Source organism: Actinokineospora inagensis DSM 44258 (assembly GCF_000482865.1).
GTDB classification, from domain to species: domain Bacteria; phylum Actinomycetota; class Actinomycetes; order Mycobacteriales; family Pseudonocardiaceae; genus Actinokineospora; species Actinokineospora inagensis.
This window is the reverse complement of record NZ_AXWW01000027.1, coordinates 37,670-59,052: the sequence shown is the minus strand read 5'-3', so window position 1 is coordinate 59,052 and position 21,383 is coordinate 37,670. Positions and strand designations below refer to the sequence as shown.

Genomic DNA, 21,383 nt, shown 5'->3' with positions numbered 1-21,383 from the left:
TGCCAACCGCCCGCTGGGGTGGAGTTGTTTTGTTTGGGGGAGGCGGTGGCCTAAGCCGGCCGGCGGGTAAGGCCGCGCTTTCCAGTGGCCCCGCCTTTTAGCCTTACCCAGGCCACCGCACAGGGGCCCCAAACAAAACAACTTCACCCCAGCGGGCACAGCCCGAAAAATCTGGCGCCCCAGGCCGGCGTCGCCGAAGGCGACCAGGCCGAACCCCGAGGCGCAGCCGAGGCCCAGTGCCCCCTCACACCAAGATCAACCGCCAGCAAAGCACCCGAATACACAGCCTAGCCTCAAACACCGACAAACCCGCGCCCAAGATCCACACATCAAGATCCACACGCCAAGACCGAACAATCAAGACGAACGACTCAGACGAACGACTCAGACGAACAAAGCAAGACGAAAACCTGGACGAACAGAACGAACGACGAAGACCAACAGTCAAGGCGAACAATCAGGGCAATCAATCAAGGCATAACCCAAGACGATCAAAGCCAGTCAAACAACCAAGGCGAAACAACCAAGGCGACCAAGCAAGCTCACCAGCATCCACACAAGAGCATCCACACGAGAACGCTAAAAAACGTGCGCCCCCAACATCCCCAACGCCGCCCGCACATGCCCCCCAGCCTCAGCCAACGCCCGCCCGGCGTCCCGTACATCCACCCCCGACAGTAAATGCACCATCGCTACCTTCAAATCCCCATGCGCCGCCAATAAAGCCGCAGCACACTCCTGTTGCCCTGACCCCGTGGCCTCCCGCAAGATCCGCAGACTCCGCCCACGCAGTTTCGCGTTGGTCGCCCGCATGCTCACCATGAGGTTCGAGTACGTGCGCCCCATCTTCACCATGACCGCCGTGGAGAACGTGGTCAGCAGGATCTTCTGCGCCGTTCCCGCTTTCATCCGCGTCGATCCCGAGATCGCTTCCGGGCCGGTGTCCACGGAGATCACCAGGTCGACGCCGGGTGCGCGGACGGCGTCGGGGTTGTTGGAGACCAACGCGGTCGTCGCGCCCAGTTCGTGCGCGGCGGCCAGTGCCGCCAGTACGTACGGGGTTCGTCCGGATGCGGTGAGTCCGAGCACGAAGTCCCCGGCCCTGGCGTCGCGGTTCATCTCCGCGGCGCCCGCTCGTTCGTCGTCCTCGGCTCCTTCGACGGCTTCCCGCAGGGCTCCCGCGCCGCCTGCGTGGTGTACGACGAACCACCCGTCGGGGACGTTGTACGTGGGGCTCAGTTCGGCCGCGTCGAGCGTCGCGAGCCGCCCCGATGTCCCCGCCCCCACGTAGTGCACCCGGTGTCCGGTGCGGAGGGCCTCGGTGGCCATGTCGACCGCCCGGCCCAACTGGGGTAACGCCGCGCCGACGGCGGCGGGGACCAGTTGGTCCTCGGTGTTGATGGTGCGGAGGATGTCCAACGTCGACATCCGGTCGATCTCCGTGGTGCGCGGGTTGCGCCGCTCGGTCGGGGAATCGACGTGGACCGACTGGCGTGGCACGGTCATCTCGGGTCCCCCTCCCCGACGCGGTCTCCCCGCGCACCCGGTCTCATTTCCCGTTCTCCCTCGGCTTGCGCCGCCCGTCGTGCCTGGTCTCCAGGCGGTGCGTGCCGACCGCGTCCCTGGTGGAGTCCAGCGCCCGGATGGACTGGTCCAGGTGCTGCTGGGCGACCCCGATGAACAGGCAGTCGACCACGGTCAGTTGGGCGATCCGGCTGGCGGTCGCCCCGGACCGGAAGGTGGTCTCCCTGGCCGCGGTGGTGAGCACGTGGTCGGCCACCTCGGCGACCGGGGACGTCGGGTAGTTGGTCAGCGCGACCGTGGTGGCCCCGTGTTCGCGGGCGGTGCGCAGCGCCTCGACCGTGTCGGCGGTGGCGCCGGTGTGCGAGATGGCCACGGCCACGTCGCCGGGGCCGAGGACGGCGGCGGAGGTCAGCATGATGTGCGTGTCGTTCCAGGCGAAGCTGACCCGGCCGATGCGGTGCAGTTTCTGCTGGAGGTCGGCGGCCACGAACGCGCTGGCGCCGACGCCGTAGACGTCGACCCTGCCCGCGGTGGCGACCGCCTCGACGACCTTGGCGAGCACGTCGACGTCGAGTTGCTCTGCGGTCTCCTCGACGGCGCGCGCGTCGGCGAAGGTGACCTTGCCGACCACGGTCTTCAGGTCGTCCTCGGGGGCGATCTCACCGCCGAGGTCCCGGTCGGCGCGGGCGGCCGTGCGGGCCGTGTCCGCGGCAAGGGCGATCCGCAGTTCGGGGTAGCCACCGACGCCGATCGCCTTGCAGAACCGGGTCACCGTGGTCTCACTGGTGCCCGCGGCCTCGGCGACCTCGGTGATGCTCCGCCGGGCGACGGTGGAGGGGCTGTCCAGCACGACCTTGGCCACCCGCTGCTCCGCACGGGCTAGGCCGGGCAGGAGGGAGCGAATGCGGACCAGGGGGCTTGACTCGCTGTGTTCTGGCGTCATTTGACTCGCACTCACGTGGGAAACTTACTAACAGTTAGGGGGTAGTACAAGGCGGTGCGTGACATCTGGTGACAACGCTACCCAAATGTGTCCGTACCGGTCGTCACCCCTGGTGGGGGCTTGCCCACCGCATCGCCGGCCGAACGCGGATTGTTAGCGTCCGAAGGTCAACGAGTTTTGACCTCCCACTCGACCGGTCGTATCAAGTGGGGTTGTTTCTCACCGTTGAGCAGGATTCGGATACTGTCCGTGACAAGAATTCGATCAATCGTCACCCCTCGCCCGGGAGTGCCACCGTCTGTGACAAAACGCCAGCGAAGCGTCACAGCTTCCCCGGTCGGCGCAATCGCGTGGACAGTCCACCAACTGCGGTGTCCCGAACCGGACAAAGCGGTGACTTCACCGGGTGGCGCACCCGGACCGGTGACGGTCATCCGGAGTGGTTGCCAAGTAACGCCGTCGGTGCTCGCCTCCAGGACCACCCCGCTCGCGGGGTTCGTGTCGACGAAGGCCGCGAAGCTGACGTCCGTCGCCGCCAACGCCGGGGTGCTCAGCGTCGCGCCGCCCGTGTCGGTGTACCAGTCGGTAGGGCCCGCGATCGGCCGGACCGCGAGGGACTGGGCGAGCGCGGTCGCCAACTCGGTGCGGGCGGAGTTGATCGAGCCGTTGGCGCGCACCGGGTGGATTCGATTGGTCAGCAGCACCGCGATCGACCGGGATGCCGGGTCGAGCACCAGGGAGGTGCCGGTGAAGCCGGTGTGCCCGGCGGTGCGGGGACCGGTCAGGCCACCCATGTACCAGCGCTGGTCGAGTTCGAAGCCCAGGCCGTGCGCGTCGCCGGGGAAGGCGGTGTTGTGGTCGGTCAGCATGGCCCGCACGGTGTCCTCGCGCAGGATGCGGTTGCCTTTGTAGCTGCCGCCGTTGAGGATCGCCTGACCCACTACGGCTAGATCGGCCGCTGTGGAGAAGATGCCCGCGTGGCCCGCGACGCCCCCTAGCGCCCACGCGTTCTCGTCATGTACCTGTCCACGGACCATGCCGCGCGGTGGCGCTACCTGGTATTCGGTGGCGGCGATCCTGTCGAGCTTGCTGGGCGGAGGGTGGTAACCGGTGTCTTTAAGCCCTAGTGGCTTGGCAATCCTTTGTGCAACGACGGTGTCCAGCGGTTCGCCGCCGGTTCGCTCCACGAGCACGCCCAGGGTTATCAGGTTCAGGTCGGAGTAGATGTAGACAGTGCCCGGTAGCGCCGTCGGGGCGACGTCCATGACCGCCTTGATCCGCGATGCCTTGTCCGGCCAGTCCTGCCACAGCGGCAGATCCGGCTCCAGGCCCGAGGTGTGCGTCAACAACTGCTCGACGGTGATGGCTTCCTTGCCGTTGGCACCGAACTCCGGCAGGTAGGTCGACACCCGCCGGTTGACGTCGACCTTGCCGTCGTCGACCAGGCGCAGCACGGCGATCGAGGTGAACAGCTTGGTCAGCGAGGCGATGTCGAAGATCGTGTCCGGCCGCATCGGTACCTGCTCGTCGGCGGGAAGCTCGGTCGTCGCGTCCGCGTACCGCACGGCCTTACCGGTGGCGACCTGGTCGACGATGACCCCGTCGTGCACGAGCAGGCTTACCGCGCCCGGGAACAGCGTGCTCTTGGCGATCGCGGCATCGACCTGGGCTATCGGCGTCGGATCAAGACCAGCGGAGGCTGGGCTACCTGTGTGTAAGACCGTTGACGGCGGCGCGAAGCCTGTCATCGGCAGATCGAACCGCCCGTGTGGTCTATCCGCCGCTGCCGGTGTTAACGCCATGATCGCCACGACAGCGACAACGGACCCGAGCGTGCCCAGTCGTGCGCGCATGTCCGCCGCCACACCGCTACCAGCTCAGGCCATGGCCGAACGGATAGCGAATCGTCCCGGATGGACTATCCGCAGGCACGTCGACCGGCAGTTTCCCACGCGGAATCGCCTCGCCGAACAACACGCGGGTAAGAGACTCCAACGACACGTTGCGCCACGAGTAGGTCGCCAGCCACGTGGGGGCGTTGACGTAACCGGCGTCGTATGGCACCTGGGTGGCCACAGCGACAACCGGGACCCCGGTGCCCAACAAGCTGCTCAGCAACGTGCGTTGGGTGGGGTAGTTGGCGAGGTTGTTGGTCAAAACCACCACGAGGTCGTTGGCTTTGGCCGCCGCGACAGCCTGGGCGACAACGGCGTCCGTCGGCTTCGTCCCGGTGGGCAGCGACGTCGCGGTCGCGCCGCGGGCGCCGATCATCGCCGCCAACGCGTTGGGGGAGTTGTCGGGCGTGGCCGGATCACCCACACCGACCACGAGGACGTGCCCCGGCGTCGACCGCAGGGGAAGCGTGCCGTCGTTGTCGAGCACGGTCACCGTCCGGTCGCTGACCCGCTGGACGGCGGCCCGGTGCTCCTTGGCGCCGACCCGCCGGTCGACCGACCGTTCGTCCACCAGCGGGCTCGACACGATCCCGCGCTTCCACTTCAACGCCAAGACCCGCCGCACGCTCTCGTCGATCCGCTGCTCGGTGAGCCGTCCAGACCGGACGGCCGCGAGCACCGAGTTCTCCGCCAGCGCGAGGTCCGGCGGCATCAGCAACTGGTCGACACCGGCCGCCAAGGCCAAGACCGGGATCTCGGCGTCACCGAACATCTCCCGCACCCCCTGCATCGCCAGCGAGTCGGTGACGACAACTCCTTGGAACCCCAACTCTTGGCGCAGCAACCCGGTGATGATCGGCCGGGACACGGTCGCCGGTACGCCCGTCGGGTCCAGGCTCGGGAACTGGATGTGCGCGGTCATGATGGAGTCGACACCGGCCGCCACGGCCGCCTTGAACGGCGGTAGGTCTATCGCGCGCCACTGCTCGGCAGTCCTGGTGATGACCGGTAGCCCCGTGTGGCTGTCGGTCGCCGCGTCACCGTGGCCCGGGAAGTGCTTCGCCGCCGCGGACACCGTCTCGCTCGGCTTGCCGCTCGCCTGGTAGCCGCGCACCTGCGCGGTCACCATCGCCGACACGAGATCCGGTTCGGCACCGAACGACCGTGCGCCGATCACCGGGTTCGCCGGGTTCGAGTTCACGTCGGCCACCGGCGCGAAGTCCTGGTTCACGCCCATCGCGCGCAGCTCGTTGCCGGTCACCGCCGCCAGCGTCCGCGCGTCCGCCGGGCTGCGCCCCGCCCCGACCGCCATCGCGCCGGGATACTCGGTCGCGGGCACGCCCACCCGGGTGACGTTCCCGCCCTCCTGGTCCAGGGAGATCACCAACGGCAACCCGGGCGGCGCGCTGAGCGCCGCCCGTTGTAGACCGTTGGAGAACGCGGCCACCTGGGACGGACCATCGATGTTGTCGGTCGAGCTGTTGTTGAAGTAGATGACCCCGCCGACCTGGTACCGCCGGACGACCTCGCCCGGGGTGTCCACGCCGTAGCGCGCCCGGTTGGTGGGATCGCCCTCGTCCGCCGCCTTCCCCCACACGGTGGCCACGAACAGTTGACCCACCTTCTGCGCCAGGGTGAGACGGTGCAACTGGGCGTCGATCCAGGGGTTCATGACCGCCTCGGGGCCGATCGGGCCACGCGGCCCGGTGTGCGCGCCGCTGACGCCATCAGCACCGTCTGTACCGCCGGGTGCGGCGACCGGGAGCACGGCGCTGGTGAGGACGGTGGTGGCGCAGGCGCTCGCGGCCACCGCCGCGACGAGAGACCAGCGGGTGGGCACGGCGTCTCCCTGTCGTGAGTTCTTCACCACAAGTGGGGTTACACGGTGAAGTTACCCAGTGCCGGGAGCGGTGGTCAACGCGGGGAAGTCGGGTGGGACGGCGGCGGGGCGGCCGGAAAACGATTGGCCGGAAAACGATTAGGCGGTCCCGCTGAGAGCGGGACCGCCCAAAACCGTCTGCGCGAATCACTCGGGCTACCAAGCGTGCAACTCGAGTCGTACCTACCTGGCCTCGGCGTCCGGCGTCCCGGTACGCAGTCCCTTGACGACATGCCTCCCGCGGCGTGCTGCGCGTGGGTGCTCCGGTGTCCGCGCACGGAGCCCGCTCGGGGTGGCTCGGGGCTTCTCTTCGCCTCGTCCCTGGCCGACTCGGGGTCCGCATCACCTTTCTACCCAGTGAGGAAGGTCACTTCAAGGGCACTTTAGGGTGCACCGGTCAAGGTCCCCGGAAGAGTCGACCGCGACAGCCCGTGTGCGTACGCTGGTCCGCCCGCCCCGCGAAGATCCCTTGCGCCCGGCTACTTCCGGCGCTTGCGGTGCAGCCCGTACCAGGCCGCCCCCGCCGTCGCGACCGCGCCGAGGCCGATGGCCGTCACCGCCACCGCCGTCCCCGACGGGACGTGGAACCGCGAGCGCAGCGAAACCGGCTTGGTGAACGCCAACACCGGCCACTCCCGCTCCGCCGCCACCTTCCGCAGCCCGCGGTCCGGGTTCACCACCGACGGCTTGCCCACCGCCTCCAGCATCGGCAGGTCCGTGCTGGAGTCCGAGTAGGCGTGGCTGACGTCGAGGTCGTACCCGTTGCGCTCGGCCAGCTCCCGGATCGCGGTCGCCTTGTTCGGGCCGTAGCAGTAGAAGTCGATCTCCCCGGTGTACCGCCCGGCCACCGCGACCATCCGGGTGCCCACGCTGTGCGTCGCCCCGATCATCGCCGCGATCGGCGCCACGATCTCCTCGCCGGAGGCCGACACGACCACCACGTCGTGCCCGTCCGCCTTGTGCCGCGCCACCAGTTCCGCCGCCTCCGCGTACACCAGCGGGTCCACGATGTCGTGCAGCGTCTCCTCCACGATGGACCGCACCTGCTCCACGTCCCAGCCCGCGCACAGCGCCGTCAGGTGCGCGCGCATCCGCTCGACCTGATCGGCGTCGGCACCCGAGGACGCGAACACGAACTGCGCGTAGGCGCTCTTGAGCACGCCCCGCCGGTTGATCAGGCCGCCCTGGAAGAACGGCCTGCTGAAGGCCAACGCGCTCGACTTGGCGATCACGGTCTTGTCCAGGTCGAAGAACGCGGCCACCCGGCCGGACGCGGGCAGCGGTTCGGTCACCGGGCCAGCATAGGAGCCCACCCGGCGTTGGCCGTTGCCCGGATGTCGCCCGATGACGTGGAAAGCGCACGGCCCGGCCGGTGCGGACCGTCACGGAACCGGGAAGTCCGAACTCGGCAGGGTGTCTTCTGCCGTATGTGGCCAAGCGGGGCCGCCGAGGGGATACAGTATGCCTACCCCGGCCGCGAGCCGGGCCGGTTCAGTCCGACCCCCCGGGGCTGAACCCGTTGACGACCCCCGCCCCTCCCCCCTGGCGGGGGTCGTCCCATATCCGGGGTCGGGCCGTCCCCCGGCCAGCTTGCCCCAGGGCACCGACAGTTCGGGCAGTCGACCCGCCGACTACCCGCGAGTTATCCACATTCGCGCGGTCCGTGCACAGCCTGACCAGCGCGCATTCCGATCTTCCCGTTCTTCCCAGATCCTTCTCGCAGCGCCCGAAACCCGCGAGGAGACGATCCCGATGACCCGCCCCACCGCCCTGCTGCACGACGACGCCCTGCTCGACCAGACCCGCCGCCTCGCCGCGGCCGCGGGCACCGAGCTCGACGAAGGCACCGACCAGTCCACCCTGCGCGCCGCCTGGCACCGCGCGCCCCTGGTCCTGCTCGACCGGGTGGCAGCGGATTCCTGTGCCGGGGCGGCCCTGCCCCGGCGCCCCGGTGTCCTGCTCGTCGCCGCGGGCACCCCACCTGCCTGCCTCTGGCAACTGGCGGTCGCCATCGGTGCCGAGCGCGTCGTTTCCCTGCCCGCGGACGAAACCTGGCTGGCGGGCGCTTTCGCCGACGCCACCGAGGCACCCGCCCGCGCGGTCGGCCGGGTCCTCGCCGTCATCGGCGGTCGCGGTGGTGCGGGCGCCTCCGTCTTCGCCGCCGCCGTCGCCCTGTCCGCCTTGGATTCCCGCGCCAACGCCCTCCTGGTCGACTGCGACCCCACCGGCGGCGGCCTCGACCTCCTCCTCGGCGCCGAGACCGACCCGGGCCTGCGCTGGCCCGACCTGCACCTGCGCGCGGGCCGGGTGCCGATCACCAGCCTGCACGCGTCACTCCCCGGCCGGTCCAAGGGAACCGCCCGCCTCACCCTCCTCTCCGCCACCCCCGACGCCCCGACCCCGAGCCCCACCGCCGCCCTGTCCGTAGTGGACTCCGGCCGCCGCGCGGGTGAGACCGTCATCTGCGACCTCCCCCGCACCCCCGACCCGACCGCCACCGCCGTCCTCGCCCACGCCGACCTCACCGTCGTCATCGTCCCCGCCGACCTCCGAGCCACCGCCGCCGCCCGCAACCTCATCGCTTCCCTTACCGCCCAGGGCATCACCCCCGCCCTCGTCGTCCGTGACCCCACCCACCTCCGCCCCACTGACATCGCCGCGGCCCTGTCCCTCTCCCTCCTCACCACCTACCGCCACGACCCCCGCCTCCCCACCCGAATCGACGAGGGCACGTTCCGCCCTCGCCGCTCCCTCGCCCGCGCCGCCAAGACAGTCCTGCACGCATTGGAGAAGACCTAGGTCCGCCTGCCCACCGTCCCTGACTTCTTGTGCTCTGGAAGGAGATCGTCATGTCCGACCTCGTTGATCGTGTCCGCCGCCGTTTGGCGCAAGGGGGTACCGACGTGTCGCCCACCGTTGTCGCGGAAGCGGTTCGGGCGGAGGCGGGGGTGGTTGGCGACGCCGACGTCCTGTCGACGTTGACCGTTGTGCGGCAGGAGCTTGTCGGAGCGGGCCCGCTCGACCCGCTGGTGCGCGACCCGACCACCACCGACGTCCTCGTCACGGCGCCGGACCAGGTCTGGGTCGACGGGGCCGAGGGGCTCAGACGTACCGCGGTCAGGTTCAGCGGGGAGGACGCTGTCCGGCGGTTGGCCCAACGGCTTGCGATGTCCGCCGGTAGGCGGCTCGACGACGCGCAGCCCTATGTGGACGGTTGGCTGCCCGGCCAGGTGCGGCTGCACGCGGTGCTCCCACCACTGGTCGAACACACCTGCCTGTCTTTGCGCGTACTGCGCCCGGCCACGCACCGGCTCGCCGACCTGCGCGACCTCGGCACCTTCGACGACGAGATCCACCAGTTGCTCAACGCGGTCATCACGGCTCGGCTGGCTTTCCTGGTCACCGGTGCCACCGGCTCCGGCAAGTCGACGTTGCTCGCGGCGCTGCTCGGTGCCGTCCCCGCCAACGAACGCATCGTCTGCGTTGAGGACGCGGGCGAGCTGCAGCCGGGGCATCCCCAGTTCGTCCGGCTGGTCGCCCGGCCGCCGAACATCGAGGGTGCGGGGGAGGTCACCCTGCGGGATCTCGTCCGCCAAGGTCTGCGCATGCGTCCCGACCGGCTGGTCGTCGGCGAGGTGCGCGGTGCCGAGGTCGTCGAGCTCCTGGCGTCCTTGAACACCGGGCACGACGGCGGCGCGGGAACCGTGCACGCCAACTCGCCGCAGGAGTTGCCCGCCCGGCTCGAGGCGCTCGCCGCGCTCGGTGGCTTGGACCGGGCCGCGTTGCACAGCCAACTCGCCGCCGCGATCCAGGTCGTGCTGCACATGCGCCGGGCCCCGACCCGGACCGTCAGCGAGATCGCCCTGCTCGCCCGCACTCCACACACCGTCGCCGTCCAGCCGATCTGGCGGCACGGCGAATGGACCGAACACCGCCCGACCCTGCTCGCCCTGCTCAAGTCCCGAGGTGTCCCATGCCCCTGATCCTGCTGGCCGTCGCCCTCATGCTGTGGCCATCCACCCGAGCCCGACGTCGACTACTGCGCAGACGCAAGCCTGCGCGATTGCCTCAACCGGCGCCAATTCTCCTAGTCCTGGCCGTCGGCACGTCCTGGTACGCCCTCGGGCCCGCGGGTGCTGTCGCGGCGCTCCTACTCGGACTCATCGCCATCCACCGTCGCCGTAGTCAGGCGGCACTCCACCGCGCCCTCGCCGCGCTCGACGACCAAGCAGAAGCCCTGACCGCCTTCGCCGCCGAACTCGCCACCGGCGCTCATCCCACCGTCGCCGCCGAACACACCGCAGCCGACGCGGGCCCGCACGCCGCCGCGATGCTCACCTCCATAGCCACCGCGGCCCGACTCGGCACGGACGTCGGCGCCACCCACCTCGACCACGCCTGGCGGCTCACCACCCGGCACGGCATCCCGCTCACCACCACCGTCACCGCCGTCGCCCGCGACCTGGCCCACCGCGCCCACTTCACCCGGGACGTGATGGCCAGGCTCACCGGTCCGAGAACCAGCGCCGCCGTCCTCGCCGGACTCCCCGTCCTCGGCCTGGCCCTCGGCGAATCGATGGGGGCTCATCCTTTGTCGACACTCGCCACCACCGTCGCGGGTCAGGTGCTGCTCGTCGCCGGGGCGGTGCTCACGGGTGCCGGTCTGCTCTGGACGGCCCGCCTCACCCACCGCGCGATCCCGTTGTGACCTTCCTGCTGATCGCGGCGGCCGTCATGATCGCCGGGGCGGATCCGCACAAACGCAGGCGGTTCCGGCGGGTCCACGGTCTTCGGGTGGCCCGGGGGCGAACCAGGCCGCGCCGGGAGAAGGTCGACGAGTCGCGGCTCGCGGTCACCTGGGACCTGCTCGCCGCCTGCCTGATCGCCGGGATGCCGGTGTCCGGGGCGCTCAGGGCGGTCGCCGACCAGGTGCCGGGCAGGCCGGGCGCCGTCCTCGACGACGTCGCCGACCAACTGGCCCTGGGGGCGGACGCGCGGCAGGCCTGGGCGACGGCGGTGGACTGCGCCGAGGTCGCGGGTCTGGCTCGGGCCGCCAGGCGCACGGCGCGGTCAGGCGCCGGGCTGGCCGCGGTCGCCCGCGGGTTGGCCGCCGACGTCCGGGAACGGTCCGGGCAGGTCGCCGAGGCGCGGGCGCAGCGGGCGGCGGTGCTGGTCACCCTGCCGCTGGGGCTGTGCTTCCTGCCCGCGTTCCTCTGCGTCGGCGTCGTCCCGGTGGTGATCGGGATGACGGCGCCCGTCTTCCACTGAACTGTCCACAACAGACATGAGGAGTAGCCATGCACGACGACACCGGATCCATCTCCATCGAGTTCGCCCTCTGCACGCTGGTCGCCGCCGTGTTGGCGGGGATCTTGCTGCTGGTCGTCAAGAGCCCAGCCGTGTCGCACGCCCTGTCCGCCCTGATCGCCAGGGCGTTGTCGCCGTGAGCGGGCCGGGGAACGACCTGGCTGATGATCAGGCCGGGGAGCGGGGGAGCGTCACGGTGGAGGCGGCCGTCGCCATCGGGGCGATCGTCGTCGCCCTGTGGCTCGGGCTCGCCGGGGTGATGGCGGCGGCCGATCACGTGCGGTGCCTCGACGCCGCGCGGGAAGCGGCCCGGTTGGCGGCGCGCGGCGAGGTCGACCGGGCCCAGGTGGTCGCGGCGGGCATCGCCCCGCGCGGGGCGGCCATCACCGTCCACACGGAGGGCGACACCGTGTTCGTCTCCGTCCACAGCGCCAACGCCGTCCTGCCGATCACCGTGCACGGCGACGCGTACGCGGTGGTGGAGCCGTGACCACCAGTCGGGATCGGCGCGGGACGCCGACGTCAGGGGACGGCGGATTCGCGACCGTGGTGACCGCTTTCGCCACCGCTGTGCTGCTTTCGCTGGTACTGGTGGTGGCGGCGGTCGCGAACGCGGTCGCCGCCCGGCACCGGGCCGAAGGGGCGGCCGACCTCGGCGCGCTCGCCGCCGCGGCGCACGTCGTGGACGGGGTCGGGGCCGCCTGTGCGCGGGCCAAGTGGGTGGTTGAGCGGATGGGCGCCGAACTGACCGGCTGCGCGGTGAGCGGTTGGGACGCCCTGATCGAGACCCGGGTGCGATCGGTCACGCTGATCGGACCCGCCCGCGCCCTGGCTCGCGCCGGACCGGTCGTCGACGGTCAAGCGGTCGACTCCGAACGGTGAACGGCAGGTGCCACCCCGGCTGGGCCGTTCGTGATCTGTCCAGGTCACCCCCGGTGGTACCCGGTGTTTCCGCAGGTCGGGGCCCGACCGCCGAACCCGGTCCGGTTCGGTGTACGGCCACGTCGCGGTCCGGTCCGGCCGGGTAAGTGCCTCAGGGTGACCGGTTCGCCGAGTTTGGTCGCTCCGGTCGGATGACTGGTCATTTACCTCGCCAAAGCGACCAGTTGTCGACGGCGAGTTTCGTACGGCGTCCCCGATGCCGTTGAGTGTGGTGTAGGGCACCGAACCCGGTGTCCGCACCCCGAGGAGGCAGTACCCGAAATGCTGGGAACCGTGAGGTCGGACAACTGGCGGCGAGCGTTCCGCGTCGAGCTGCGTGCCGAGGCCATCGGCCTCGCGTTCCGCGGCTGGCCGGTGCTGCCGGGCACCTACCCGGTGGCGGGCCACTGGGCGGGCCGCGACGGTGTCGAGGACACCGGACCGGTCCCGGTGCACGCCGACTGGCGGGACCGGATCGGGACCAAGGCCGACCAGGTCGCCACCTGGTGGACCGGTCAGCCCTACAGCCTCCTGCTGGCCACCGGCCACGGCCTCGACGCCATCGAGGTCGGCGACGACCTGGGCAGGCGCGCCGCCCGCGCTCTGCGCGCCGTCGGGCTGCCGGTGCCGATCATCGCCACCCCCGAGCACCGCTGGTACTTCCTCACCCGCACCGAGCACGGCCTCACCCCCGAGCTCGCCGCCAACCCCGACATCACCCTGCACGGCGACGGCGCCTGGATCACCCTGCCGCCCAGCCCCTACCAGCACGGTGTCGTCCACTGGCGGGTCAAGCCCGAGGTGTGCGGCTGGCAGATCCCCAGCACCGACCTCGTCCAGGACGCCATCCTGGACGCCGTGCACGACACCCCCACCCGCCACCTCGTCGCCACCGCGGGCGACTGACCACACAGGACAGACCACCACCCGTGGTCGACCGGTTCCCGCTCTCCCGCCTGAGCGTCCGGCCAACCACACCAAGCCTGTCCAGCCGGCCGACACCGCACTCCCGCCCGAGTGTGTCACCGACCGGACAGGCGACCCGCCGAGAACCGCGCGAGACCCCGTCTCCCGCCCAACCACCACGAAACAGGGACGGCGGCACACCACCGCCGGTCGACGAACCCCGCCCCGGGAAGACCCCCTGCCCGGCACCAAACCCGCCTCCTGGTGCCGGAACCGCAGGTCGAGGTACTCCCCGTCGACACTCCCGCGCACACAATCGTGGTGGAAAGCGGTAGCAGACCAGGAAACGCGCCTCGGCGGACGGCAGCGCGCCGGGATGCGCGACCGGTCCTCGACCGGTTGCCCCCGGCGCGCTGCTGTGTGTAGTTGATCTTGCAGGGGGATCTTGTCGGGGGGCTTGGTTAGGCTGTGTATTCGGGGGCTTTGTTCTCGGTTGATCTTGGTGTGAGGGGGCACTGGGCCTCGGCTTCGCCTCGGGGGTCGGCCTGGTCGCCTTCGGCGACGCCGGCCTCGGGCGCCAGATTAAAGCGGGGGTGCCCGTTGTGGTGAAGTTGTTTTGTTTGGGGCCCCTAGCGGTAGCCTGGGTAAGGCTAAAAGGCGGGGCCACTGGAAAGCGTGGCCTTCCCCGCCTGCCGGCTTAGGCCACCGCTCCCCCAAACAAAACAACTTCACCACAACGGGCGGTTGGGATCGGCGGGTTTCGAGGCGCGCGGGGGTGGGTTGGCGGCCTTTGTCGATGTGGGGCGGGTTTCGAGGTGCGGTGCGAGAGTGGCGCTTCGTCGATGGAGGGTGGGTTCGAGGTGCGCGGTGCTGGTTGGTCGTGGTGCCTCGTCGATGTGGGGCGGGTTTGAGGTGCGTGGGGCGGGTTGTGCGGGCGGGGAGGGGTTGTTAGTGGGGGGTTTTGAGGGCGGTTATGGCTACTTGGAGGACCTTGAGGGCGCCTGCTTTGTAGAGGGGTTCGTTGCCGTTGCCGCACTTGGGGGACTGGACGCAGGAGGGGCAGCCGGTGGGGCAGTCGCAGGCGGTGATGGCCTGGTGGGTGGCTTGGAGCCAGGGGAGGAGGGCGGCGTGGCCTCGGTCGGCGAAGCCGGCGCCGCCGGGGTGGCCGTCGTGGACGAAGACGGTGGGGTGGGTGGTGTCGGGGTGGTGGGCGGTGGAGACGCCGCCGATGTCCCAGCGGTCGCAGGTGGCGAAGAGGGGGAGGAGGCCGATGGCGGCGTGTTCGGCGGCGTGCAGGGCGCCCGGGAGTTGGGGGCGGGTGAGGCCGGTGGCCGTCAGCAACTCCTCGGCGATGGTGTACCAGACGGCGCGGGTGGTGAGGGTTTGGGCGGGGAGGTCGAGGGGGATCTGGTCGAGGACCTGACCGGTCGGCAGCTTCCGCAGGTAGGAGGTGACCTGGGAGGTGACGGCGACCTCGCCCAACGACACGGTGACGCCGCCGTACGACTGGGACGAGAGGGTTGACAGCACGGTGATGTCGACGGTCTCGCGGGGGGTGGTGGTCCAGTCGGGGGTTTCCGGGTGGACCAGGGCCAGGTAGGCGTCCAGGTCGAGTTCGTCGACGACGTAGGAGTGGCCCTGGTGCAGGTAGAGGGCGCCCTCGTGGACGGTGGAGCAGGCGCGGCCGGGGTTGACCGTGCCGAGCATGCGGCCGGAGTCGGCCTCGACGACGGCGACCTGTTCGCCGCCGGAGCCGCGGATGTCGACCTCGGCGTGCGGGCGGGTGGGGGCCGTCCAGTACCAGCCGTTGGGGCGTTTGCGGAGGGTGCCGTCGGCCACCAGTGAATCCAGCACAGCGCGGGCGCCGGGGCCGAAGGCGGGTAGGCACGCGGGGGTCAGCGGCAGTTCGGCGGCGGCGCAGGCCAACTGGGGGGCGAGGACGTACGGGTTGCCCGGGTCGGTGACGGTGGCCTCGACGGGCTTGTCGAAGATCGCCGACGGGTGGTGCACGAGGTAGGTGTCCAGCGGGTCGTCGTTGGCGACGAACACGACCAGGGACGCGTCACCGGCTCGACCGGCGCGGCCCGCCTGCTGCCAGAACGAGGCCAGGGTGCCCGGGTACCCGGCCACCACCACCGCGTCCAGACCGGCGATGTCGACGCCCAGTTCCAGCGCGTTGGTGCTGGCGGCGCCCAGCAACCGGCCGGAGGTCAGCGCTTTCTCGAGTTCGCGGCGTTCCTCGGGCAGGAAACCGGCGCGGTAGGCGGCGACCCGGCGGGACAGGTCGGGGTCGACCTCGTCGAGGATGCGGCGGGCGCCGAGGGCGGTGAGTTCCGCGCCGAGCCGGGACCGGACGAACACCAGGGTGCGGGCGCCCTCGATCACCAGGTCGGCCAGGATTCTGGCCGCCTCGGCGCCCGCGGAGCGGCGGACCGGGGCACCGTTCTCGCCGGAGAGCTCGGTCAGCGGTGGTTCCCACAGGGCGACGGTGCGGGCGCCGCGCGGCGAGCCGTCCTCGGCGACCGCCACACAGTCCACTCCGGACAGTCGGCTGGCCGAGGCGGCCGGGTCGGACACGGTGGCCGACGCCAGCAGGAAGACCGGGTCGGTGCCGTACCGCCGGGCGACCCGGCGCAGCCTGCGCATCAGCAGCGCGACGTGCGAGCCGAAGACGCCGCGGTAGGCGTGGCACTCGTCGACCACGACGTAGCGGAGCTTGCGCAGGAACGTGGCCCAGCGGCCGTGCGCGGGGAGGATGCCGCGGTGGAGCATGTCCGGGTTGGTGAAGATCCAGCGGGCGTGCGCGCGGACCCAGTCGCGTTCGACGGACGGCGTGTCGCCGTCGAAGGTCGCGGCGCGGACGCCGGGCAGGTCGAGCTCGTGCACGGCGCGGAGTTGGTCGGCGCCCAATGCCTTGGTGGGCGAGATATACAGTGCGGTCGCGCGCTCGTCCTCGGTGAGCGCGGTCAGCACCGGCAGTTGGTAGGCCAACGACTTCCCGGAGGCCGTGCCGGTCGCGATCACCACGCTGCGGCCGTCGTGCGCGTGCCCGGCGGCCTCGACCTGGTGCGTCCACGGCCGGTCCACCCCGGCCCGCCCGAACGCCGCCCGGACCGCGGCCGGTGTCCACTCGGGCCACGGCGCGGTGCGCTCCACGCGGGCGGGCAACGAGGCCACGTGGGTGACCGGGTTCTCGCCACTGGCCACCCCGGCGAGCACGCGGCTGAGCAGGGCACTGCCACGGTCGGTCGCCGAGTCGACACTCACCCGTCGAGCTTCGCACACCCCACCGACACCCCGGACACCGGGAAAAATGATCATGAGAGCTTGGTCACAGACCGCCCGCGCAACATCACTTAACGTGCACGGTATGGGACGGCTCGCGTACGACCTCCGCTTTACCAATAGACTCCGCCGACATCCCACCGATTGTGGTGGCGCACACGCGAAAACGGGGTCGGTAGACGTCTTGTGGTAATGGCGGATGTCGGCGCTGTACAGGCAGATCATCAGGAGGACGGATGTCCGGGCAGTTCCTCGCGGAGGGCCTGACGCTCACCGGCGGGGACCGCGGTGTAGTCGCCGTGGTCGCCGTGATCGCCCTCGCCGCTCTTGCCGTTGGCTATGTGCTGCTCAAGGAGGTCCTGGCCGCGGGCCAGGGCACCGTGAAGATGCAGGACATCGCCACAGCGGTCCAGGAGGGCGCGGCGGCTTATCTGAAGCGGCAGCGAAACACACTTCTCATCTTCGGCACAGCCGTGTTCCTGCTGCTGTTCCTGCTACCCGCGGACTCCGGTGGCGAGCGGATAGGCCGGTCGCTGTTCTTCCTGGTTGGCGCGGTCTTCTCGTTCACCATCGGCTACCTCGGCATGTGGCTGGCCACCCAGGCGAACCTGCGGGTCGCGGCCGCGTCGGTGGAGGACGGCGGTCGGGAGAAGGCCACCAGGATCGCGTTCCGCACCGGCGGCGCGGTCGGCATGGCCACCGTCGGCCTCGGCCTGTTCGGCGCCTCGATCGTCGTGCTGGTCTACACCGGCACCGCGCCCAAGGTGCTGGAGGGCTTCGGTTTCGGCGCCGCGCTGATCGCGATGTTCATGCGCGTCGGCGGCGGCATCTTCACCAAGGCCGCGGACGTCGGCGCCGACCTGGTCGGCAAGGTCGAGCAGAACATCCCGGAGGACGACCCGCGCAACGCCGCCACCATCGCGGACAACGTGGGCGACAACGTGGGTGACTGCGCGGGCATGGCGGCGGACCTGTTCGAGTCGTACGCGGTGACCCTGGTCGCCGCGCTGATCCTGGGCAGCACCGCGTTCGGCGCGTCCGGCCTGCTGTTCCCGCTGATCGTGCCCGGTCTGGGCGTGATCACCGCGATGCTCGGCGTGTACATCACCAAGGCGCGCCCGGGTGAGAGCGGCCTGTCCGCGATCAACCGCTCGTTCTACATCTCCGCGTTGGTCTCGGCCGTGCTGTGCACCGCGGCGGCGTTCATCTTCCTGCCCGGCTCGTTCTCCGAGCTGACCGGCAGCACCGAGACCAGCACCCCGGGCAGCCCGGCGGTGATCGCCGCGGTCGCCGTGATCATCGGCATCGTGCTGGCAGGCGTGATCCTCTGGCTGACCGGCTACTACACCGGCACCGAGCACAAGCCGGTGCAGGAGGTCGGCCGCACCTCGCTGACCGGCGCGGCGACGGTGATCCTGTCCGGTATCTCGGTCGGGTTCGAGTCCGCCGTGTACACCGCGATCGTCATCGGCGCGGCCGTGTACGGGGCGTTCCTGCTGTCCGGTTCGGTCGTGGTGGCGCTGTTCGCCATCGCGCTCGCGGGCTGCGGGCTGCTCACCACGGTCGGCGTGATCGTCGCGATGGACACCTTCGGCCCGGTCTCGGACAACGCGCAGGGCATCGCCGAGATGTCCGGTGACGTGCACGGCGAGGGCGCGCAGATCCTCACCGAGCTCGACGCGGTGGGCAACACCACCAAGGCGATCACCAAGGGCATCGCGATCGCGACCGCCGTGCTCGCGGCGACCGCGCTGTTCGGCTCCTACCAGGACGCCATCGGCAAGGCGCTGGTCAAGGTCGGCCACCAGGCGGGCGACGGGCTCAGCACGGCGTTCTCGTTCCTCGTGTTCAGCCCCAACGTGTTGGTGGGCGTCGCGCTCGGCGCGGCCGTGGTGTTCATGTTCTCCGGTCTCGCGGTCAACGCGGTGACCCGCGCGGCGGGCGCGATCGTGTTCGAGGTGCGCCGCCAGTTCCGCGAGATCCCCGGGATCATGGAGGGCACCGGCAAGCCGGAGTACGGCAAGGTCGTGGACATCTGCACCCGCGACTCCCTGCGCGAACTGGCCACCCCCGGCCTGCTCGCGGTGCTCGCCCCGATCGCGGTCGGCTTCGGCCTCGGTGTCGGCCCGCTCGCGGGTTACCTAGGCGGCGCGATCGCGACCGGCACGCTGATGGCGGTGTTCCTGGCCAACTCCGGTGGCGCGTGGGACAACGCGAAGAAGCTCGTCGAGGACGGCCACCACGGCGGCAAGGGCTCCGACGCGCACGCCGCGACGGTCATCGGCGACACGGTCGGCGACCCGTTCAAGGACACCGCGGGCCCGGCGATCAACCCGCTGATCAAGGTGATGAACCTCGTGTCGGTGCTGATCGCGCCCGCCATCGTCACCTACTCGGTCGGCGACCAGTCCTCGACCGGCCTGCGGGTGGCGATCGCGCTGGTCGCGGTGGTCGGCATCGTCGCGGCGGTCGTGGTCTCCAAGCGGCGCGGCACCGCGATCGCGGACACCCCGGCCGAGGCGACCGCCAAGGCCTGACCGGGTTTTCTGGCAACTGATGAGGCAGGTCCCGTTCGCGGGGCCTGCCTCATCCGGTATAAGGCGCGTGCGACCATCTTGAGTCTCCGCGAACCCCCGAGGCAAGGAGTACTGACATGGCCCGTCGACTCGTCGCGGTGACCGCCGCGGCCGTTGTCCTCGGCCTGGCCGGGTGCGGCAGCGGCTCGGATTCCAGCTCTCCCAGCTCGGGTGCCGCGCCCTCCTCGTCGACCACCGCGGCGGACAGCTCGTCCGCGGCACCGCCCGCGTCGTCCGGCGCGGTCGTGACGACCCCGGCCGCAACGCCGCCCGCCCGCGCCGACGTGACCGCGTGGGCCGAGAAGGTGTGCGCCGCGGCCGCTCCGGACATCACCGCGCTCGGTCAAGGCCCGCAGATCGACCCGTCGGACATGACCAAGGTCAAGGCGGGCATGGTCGACTACCTGGCCAAGGTCGTCACGGCCACCGGCAAGCTCGCCGACAAGCTCGGTTCGCTGGGCACCCCACCGGTCCCGAACGGCCAGGAGGTCGTCACCCGCGCCCGCGCCGGGCTCGACCAGGCCAAGACCAGCGTGCAGAACGCCAGGGCCCAGTTGGACAAGGTGTCGGTGGCCGACCCGGCCGCGTTCCAGGGGGCGTTCACGAACATCACCCAGGAGCTGCAGAAGGTGCCGCAGCTCGGTGACCCGCTGTCGGTGCTGCGCGGCGCCAACGGCGACCTGGACGCCGCGCTGGACGCCGCGCCGAGCTGCAAGTCGCTCGGCCAGTCCGGTTCCGGCCAGGTCGTCCCGACCGCCTAGGCCCGCGCTGAACACCCGGTCCGCGCTGGTCGCGGTGAGCACCCTGCTCGCCGCGGCCTGCTCGACCGCGCCGCAGGCCGCCGACCCGGCCACCATGGTCGGGTGGGCGGACCGGCTGTGCGGGGTCGTCGTGGACGCCGGGGCCGCGTTGGCCACCCCGCCGCCGGAGGTGGACGTCGACAACGCCGACGCCGCCCGGTCCGCCCTGCTCGGCTACCTGACCGCGCTCACCGACGGCGTCAACCGCGCGATCACCGCCATCGACGCGCTCGGCCCGTCGCCGATCTCCGGCGGCGACCGGGCCGCCCAGGTGGCCGCGGACACCTACCGGGGGATGCGCGCCCCGCTGTCCGAGGCGCGCACGGCCCTGCACGACAACACCGGGCCGGAGGTGGTCGCCGAGGTCGCCGGCGAGGTGGCGCCGAGGGTCGCCGGGCTGGACCTGGCGGACCCGACGGCGGGCATGGCGGGCTCGGACTTCGCCAGGTGGGCCGGTCAGGCGCCGCGGTGTGGCCGACTGTTGGCCGCGCACGACTGATCCGGCCGCTCGCCCGATCGGGTTGAATCCGGGTCGCCCCGCCACCCGGTCGACGCTTTACGCTGATCGAACTCCTGTTCTACCCTGACCGCCGTGGCGCAGCAGATGTCGTTCTTCTCCGCCGAGGCGTGCCACCCCCGGGTCGCCGACCTCGCGGGTCTGCTGTGCGCCACCGGCCGGACGGTCACCTTCGCGGGCTCCACCGCCCGGCTGGAGATCCCGGTCGCCGACCCGTGGCGGCAGCTCGCCCTGGTCAGGGCCTGCGCCGAGCGCGGGGTCGGTGCCGCGGTCACCCCCGGTGACCCCGAGGACGGCGCGGACGGCGAGGGCCCCGTGCTGCGCACCGCGTTCCGCGCCGACCTCGCCCCGCTGGCCGCCGACTGGGGCGAGCCGAAGAAGGTGCCCGCCGGTTTCGTCCCCGACGGCGCGGTGCTCCGGTTGTGGGTCGCCGCCGCCGGTCGCTGGGCCGACGGCGCCTACCTGCTCCCGCTCGACCCCGACGCCCCGCACACCCACGACGAGCTGCTGGCAGCGCTCGGACAGTGCGGTCTACCTGCGGTTTTGTGCCCAACCCCCGACGAGGGCAGCGCGCTGAAGGTCGTCGGCAGGCGCCGGTTGGCGCGGCTGCTCGAACTGGTCGGACCACCGGCCGGACCGGGCCCCGCCGACCAGTGGCCGGCCGTTTCCCGGATGCGCGTCGTGTCCTGACCGTGCTACAGGTGGAAAAGGGGCATACTTCGTCGGCCGATTCGCCGGGCGGGGCAACCTGGGATAGGGCTTTCCCGGCGCGGCGTGCACACTGACAGGCTGACGCGGGACGGACACGGGGTTAGAAGAGAGCGGGACAC

Annotated in this window: 18 protein-coding genes; 12 read left to right on the top strand and 6 right to left on the bottom strand. The window is 71.0% G+C overall.

The features are described from left to right. Positions 1-579: 579 nt before the first annotated feature. From H504_RS0111615 to H504_RS0111595, 5 genes are all read right to left on the bottom strand, one after another. Positions 580-1,506 (bottom strand): N-acetylmuramic acid 6-phosphate etherase, encoded by a 927-nt coding sequence (locus H504_RS0111615; protein WP_026422898.1) that lies wholly within the window; start codon positions 1,504-1,506, stop codon positions 580-582. Positions 1,507-1,549: 43 nt separating this feature from the next. Beyond that, positions 1,550-2,467 carry a MurR/RpiR family transcriptional regulator gene (locus tag H504_RS0111610; RefSeq protein WP_026422897.1) on the bottom strand — a complete coding sequence of 306 codons (918 nt, stop codon included), beginning with the start codon at positions 2,465-2,467 and terminating at the stop codon, positions 1,550-1,552. A 167-nt stretch (positions 2,468-2,634) separates the two neighbouring features. Beyond that, on the bottom strand, positions 2,635-4,320 hold the full coding sequence (locus tag H504_RS0111605) for a serine hydrolase domain-containing protein (RefSeq protein WP_026422896.1): 1,686 nt from the start codon (positions 4,318-4,320) through the stop codon (positions 2,635-2,637). A gap of 16 nt (positions 4,321-4,336) precedes the next feature. Then, on the bottom strand, positions 4,337-6,202 hold the full coding sequence (locus H504_RS34600; protein ID WP_425394052.1) for a glycoside hydrolase family 3 protein: 1,866 nt from the start codon (positions 6,200-6,202) through the stop codon (positions 4,337-4,339). A 518-nt stretch (positions 6,203-6,720) separates the two neighbouring features. Next, positions 6,721-7,533, bottom strand: a complete 813-nt coding sequence (locus H504_RS0111595) for an HAD-IB family hydrolase (protein ID WP_026422895.1) — start codon at positions 7,531-7,533, stop codon at positions 6,721-6,723. Positions 7,534-7,993: 460 nt separating this feature from the next. Here H504_RS0111595 and ssd point away from each other — a divergent pair, with 460 nt between their 5' ends. The 8 genes from ssd (at position 7,994) to H504_RS0111555 (ending at position 13,375) form a co-directional block, all read left to right on the top strand. Further along, positions 7,994-9,040: a septum site-determining protein Ssd gene (gene ssd / locus H504_RS0111590; protein WP_026422894.1), complete on the top strand. Its 1,047-nt coding sequence runs from the start codon at positions 7,994-7,996 to the stop codon at positions 9,038-9,040. Positions 9,041-9,090: 50 nt separating this feature from the next. Continuing rightward, positions 9,091-10,224: a TadA family conjugal transfer-associated ATPase gene (locus H504_RS0111585; protein WP_026422893.1), complete on the top strand. Its 1,134-nt coding sequence runs from the start codon at positions 9,091-9,093 to the stop codon at positions 10,222-10,224. Next, complete coding sequence (locus tag H504_RS41080; RefSeq protein WP_026422892.1) at positions 10,215-10,949, top strand: type II secretion system F family protein; 735 nt, start codon at positions 10,215-10,217, stop codon at positions 10,947-10,949. Before H504_RS0111585 ends, H504_RS41080 begins: the two co-directional genes overlap by 10 nt. Further along, on the top strand, positions 10,946-11,509 hold the full coding sequence (locus H504_RS0111575; protein WP_245614202.1) for a type II secretion system F family protein: 564 nt from the start codon (positions 10,946-10,948) through the stop codon (positions 11,507-11,509). Before H504_RS41080 ends, H504_RS0111575 begins: the two co-directional genes overlap by 4 nt. Positions 11,510-11,538: 29 nt before the next feature. After that, complete coding sequence (locus H504_RS39755; RefSeq protein WP_084467572.1) at positions 11,539-11,688, top strand: DUF4244 domain-containing protein; 150 nt, start codon at positions 11,539-11,541, stop codon at positions 11,686-11,688. Beyond that, positions 11,685-12,038, top strand: coding sequence for a TadE family type IV pilus minor pilin (locus H504_RS0111565; protein WP_157440355.1), 354 nt, complete (start codon positions 11,685-11,687; stop codon positions 12,036-12,038). The genes H504_RS39755 and H504_RS0111565 overlap by 4 nt, the downstream gene beginning before the upstream one ends. Beyond that, a complete protein-coding gene (locus tag H504_RS0111560; protein ID WP_026422889.1) occupies positions 12,035-12,430 on the top strand; it encodes an Rv3654c family TadE-like protein in 396 nt (131 codons plus the stop codon). The genes H504_RS0111565 and H504_RS0111560 overlap by 4 nt, the downstream gene beginning before the upstream one ends. A gap of 333 nt (positions 12,431-12,763) precedes the next feature. Further along, on the top strand, positions 12,764-13,375 hold the full coding sequence (locus tag H504_RS0111555; RefSeq protein WP_425394051.1) for a bifunctional DNA primase/polymerase: 612 nt from the start codon (positions 12,764-12,766) through the stop codon (positions 13,373-13,375). Positions 13,376-14,323: 948 nt separating this feature from the next. On the opposite strand, the gene H504_RS34595 is transcribed toward H504_RS0111555, so the two are convergent. Next, entirely contained in the window at positions 14,324-16,642 is a 2,319-nt protein-coding gene (locus H504_RS34595; protein ID WP_035304054.1) for a DEAD/DEAH box helicase, read from the bottom strand. A 254-nt stretch (positions 16,643-16,896) separates the two neighbouring features. On the opposite strand from H504_RS34595, the gene H504_RS0111545 reads away from it, so the two are divergent. The 4 genes from H504_RS0111545 (at position 16,897) to H504_RS0111530 (ending at position 21,243) form a co-directional block, all read left to right on the top strand. Next, entirely contained in the window at positions 16,897-19,197 is a 2,301-nt protein-coding gene (locus H504_RS0111545; RefSeq protein ID WP_026422887.1) for a sodium-translocating pyrophosphatase, read from the top strand. 116 nt (positions 19,198-19,313) lie between these two features. Beyond that, on the top strand, positions 19,314-19,997 hold the full coding sequence (locus H504_RS0111540) for a hypothetical protein (RefSeq protein ID WP_026422886.1): 684 nt from the start codon (positions 19,314-19,316) through the stop codon (positions 19,995-19,997). Between the two features lie 34 nt (positions 19,998-20,031). After that, positions 20,032-20,535, top strand: a complete 504-nt coding sequence (locus H504_RS0111535) for a hypothetical protein (RefSeq protein WP_026422885.1) — start codon at positions 20,032-20,034, stop codon at positions 20,533-20,535. Positions 20,536-20,628: 93 nt separating this feature from the next. Continuing rightward, positions 20,629-21,243, top strand: coding sequence for a hypothetical protein (locus H504_RS0111530; RefSeq protein ID WP_026422884.1), 615 nt, complete (start codon positions 20,629-20,631; stop codon positions 21,241-21,243). Positions 21,244-21,383 lie beyond the last annotated feature (140 nt).

What these genes read in the sequence shown, in the direction of transcription:
- H504_RS0111610 (WP_026422897.1), bottom strand. Translation starts at nt 2,467, where the DNA reads ATGACGCCAGAACACAGCGAGTCAAGCCCCCTGGTCCGCATTCGCTCC.
- H504_RS0111585 (WP_026422893.1), top strand. Translation starts at nt 9,091, where the DNA reads ATGTCCGACCTCGTTGATCGTGTCCGCCGCCGTTTGGCGCAAGGGGGT.
- H504_RS0111545 (WP_026422887.1), top strand. Translation starts at nt 16,897, where the DNA reads ATGTCCGGGCAGTTCCTCGCGGAGGGCCTGACGCTCACCGGCGGGGAC.
- H504_RS0111605 (WP_026422896.1), bottom strand. Translation starts at nt 4,320, where the DNA reads ATGCGCGCACGACTGGGCACGCTCGGGTCCGTTGTCGCTGTCGTGGCG.
- H504_RS0111540 (WP_026422886.1), top strand. Translation starts at nt 19,314, where the DNA reads ATGGCCCGTCGACTCGTCGCGGTGACCGCCGCGGCCGTTGTCCTCGGC.
- H504_RS39755 (WP_084467572.1), top strand. Translation starts at nt 11,539, where the DNA reads ATGCACGACGACACCGGATCCATCTCCATCGAGTTCGCCCTCTGCACG.
- ssd (WP_026422894.1), top strand. Translation starts at nt 7,994, where the DNA reads ATGACCCGCCCCACCGCCCTGCTGCACGACGACGCCCTGCTCGACCAG.
- H504_RS0111615 (WP_026422898.1), bottom strand. Translation starts at nt 1,506, where the DNA reads ATGACCGTGCCACGCCAGTCGGTCCACGTCGATTCCCCGACCGAGCGG.
- H504_RS41080 (WP_026422892.1), top strand. Translation starts at nt 10,215, where the DNA reads ATGCCCCTGATCCTGCTGGCCGTCGCCCTCATGCTGTGGCCATCCACC.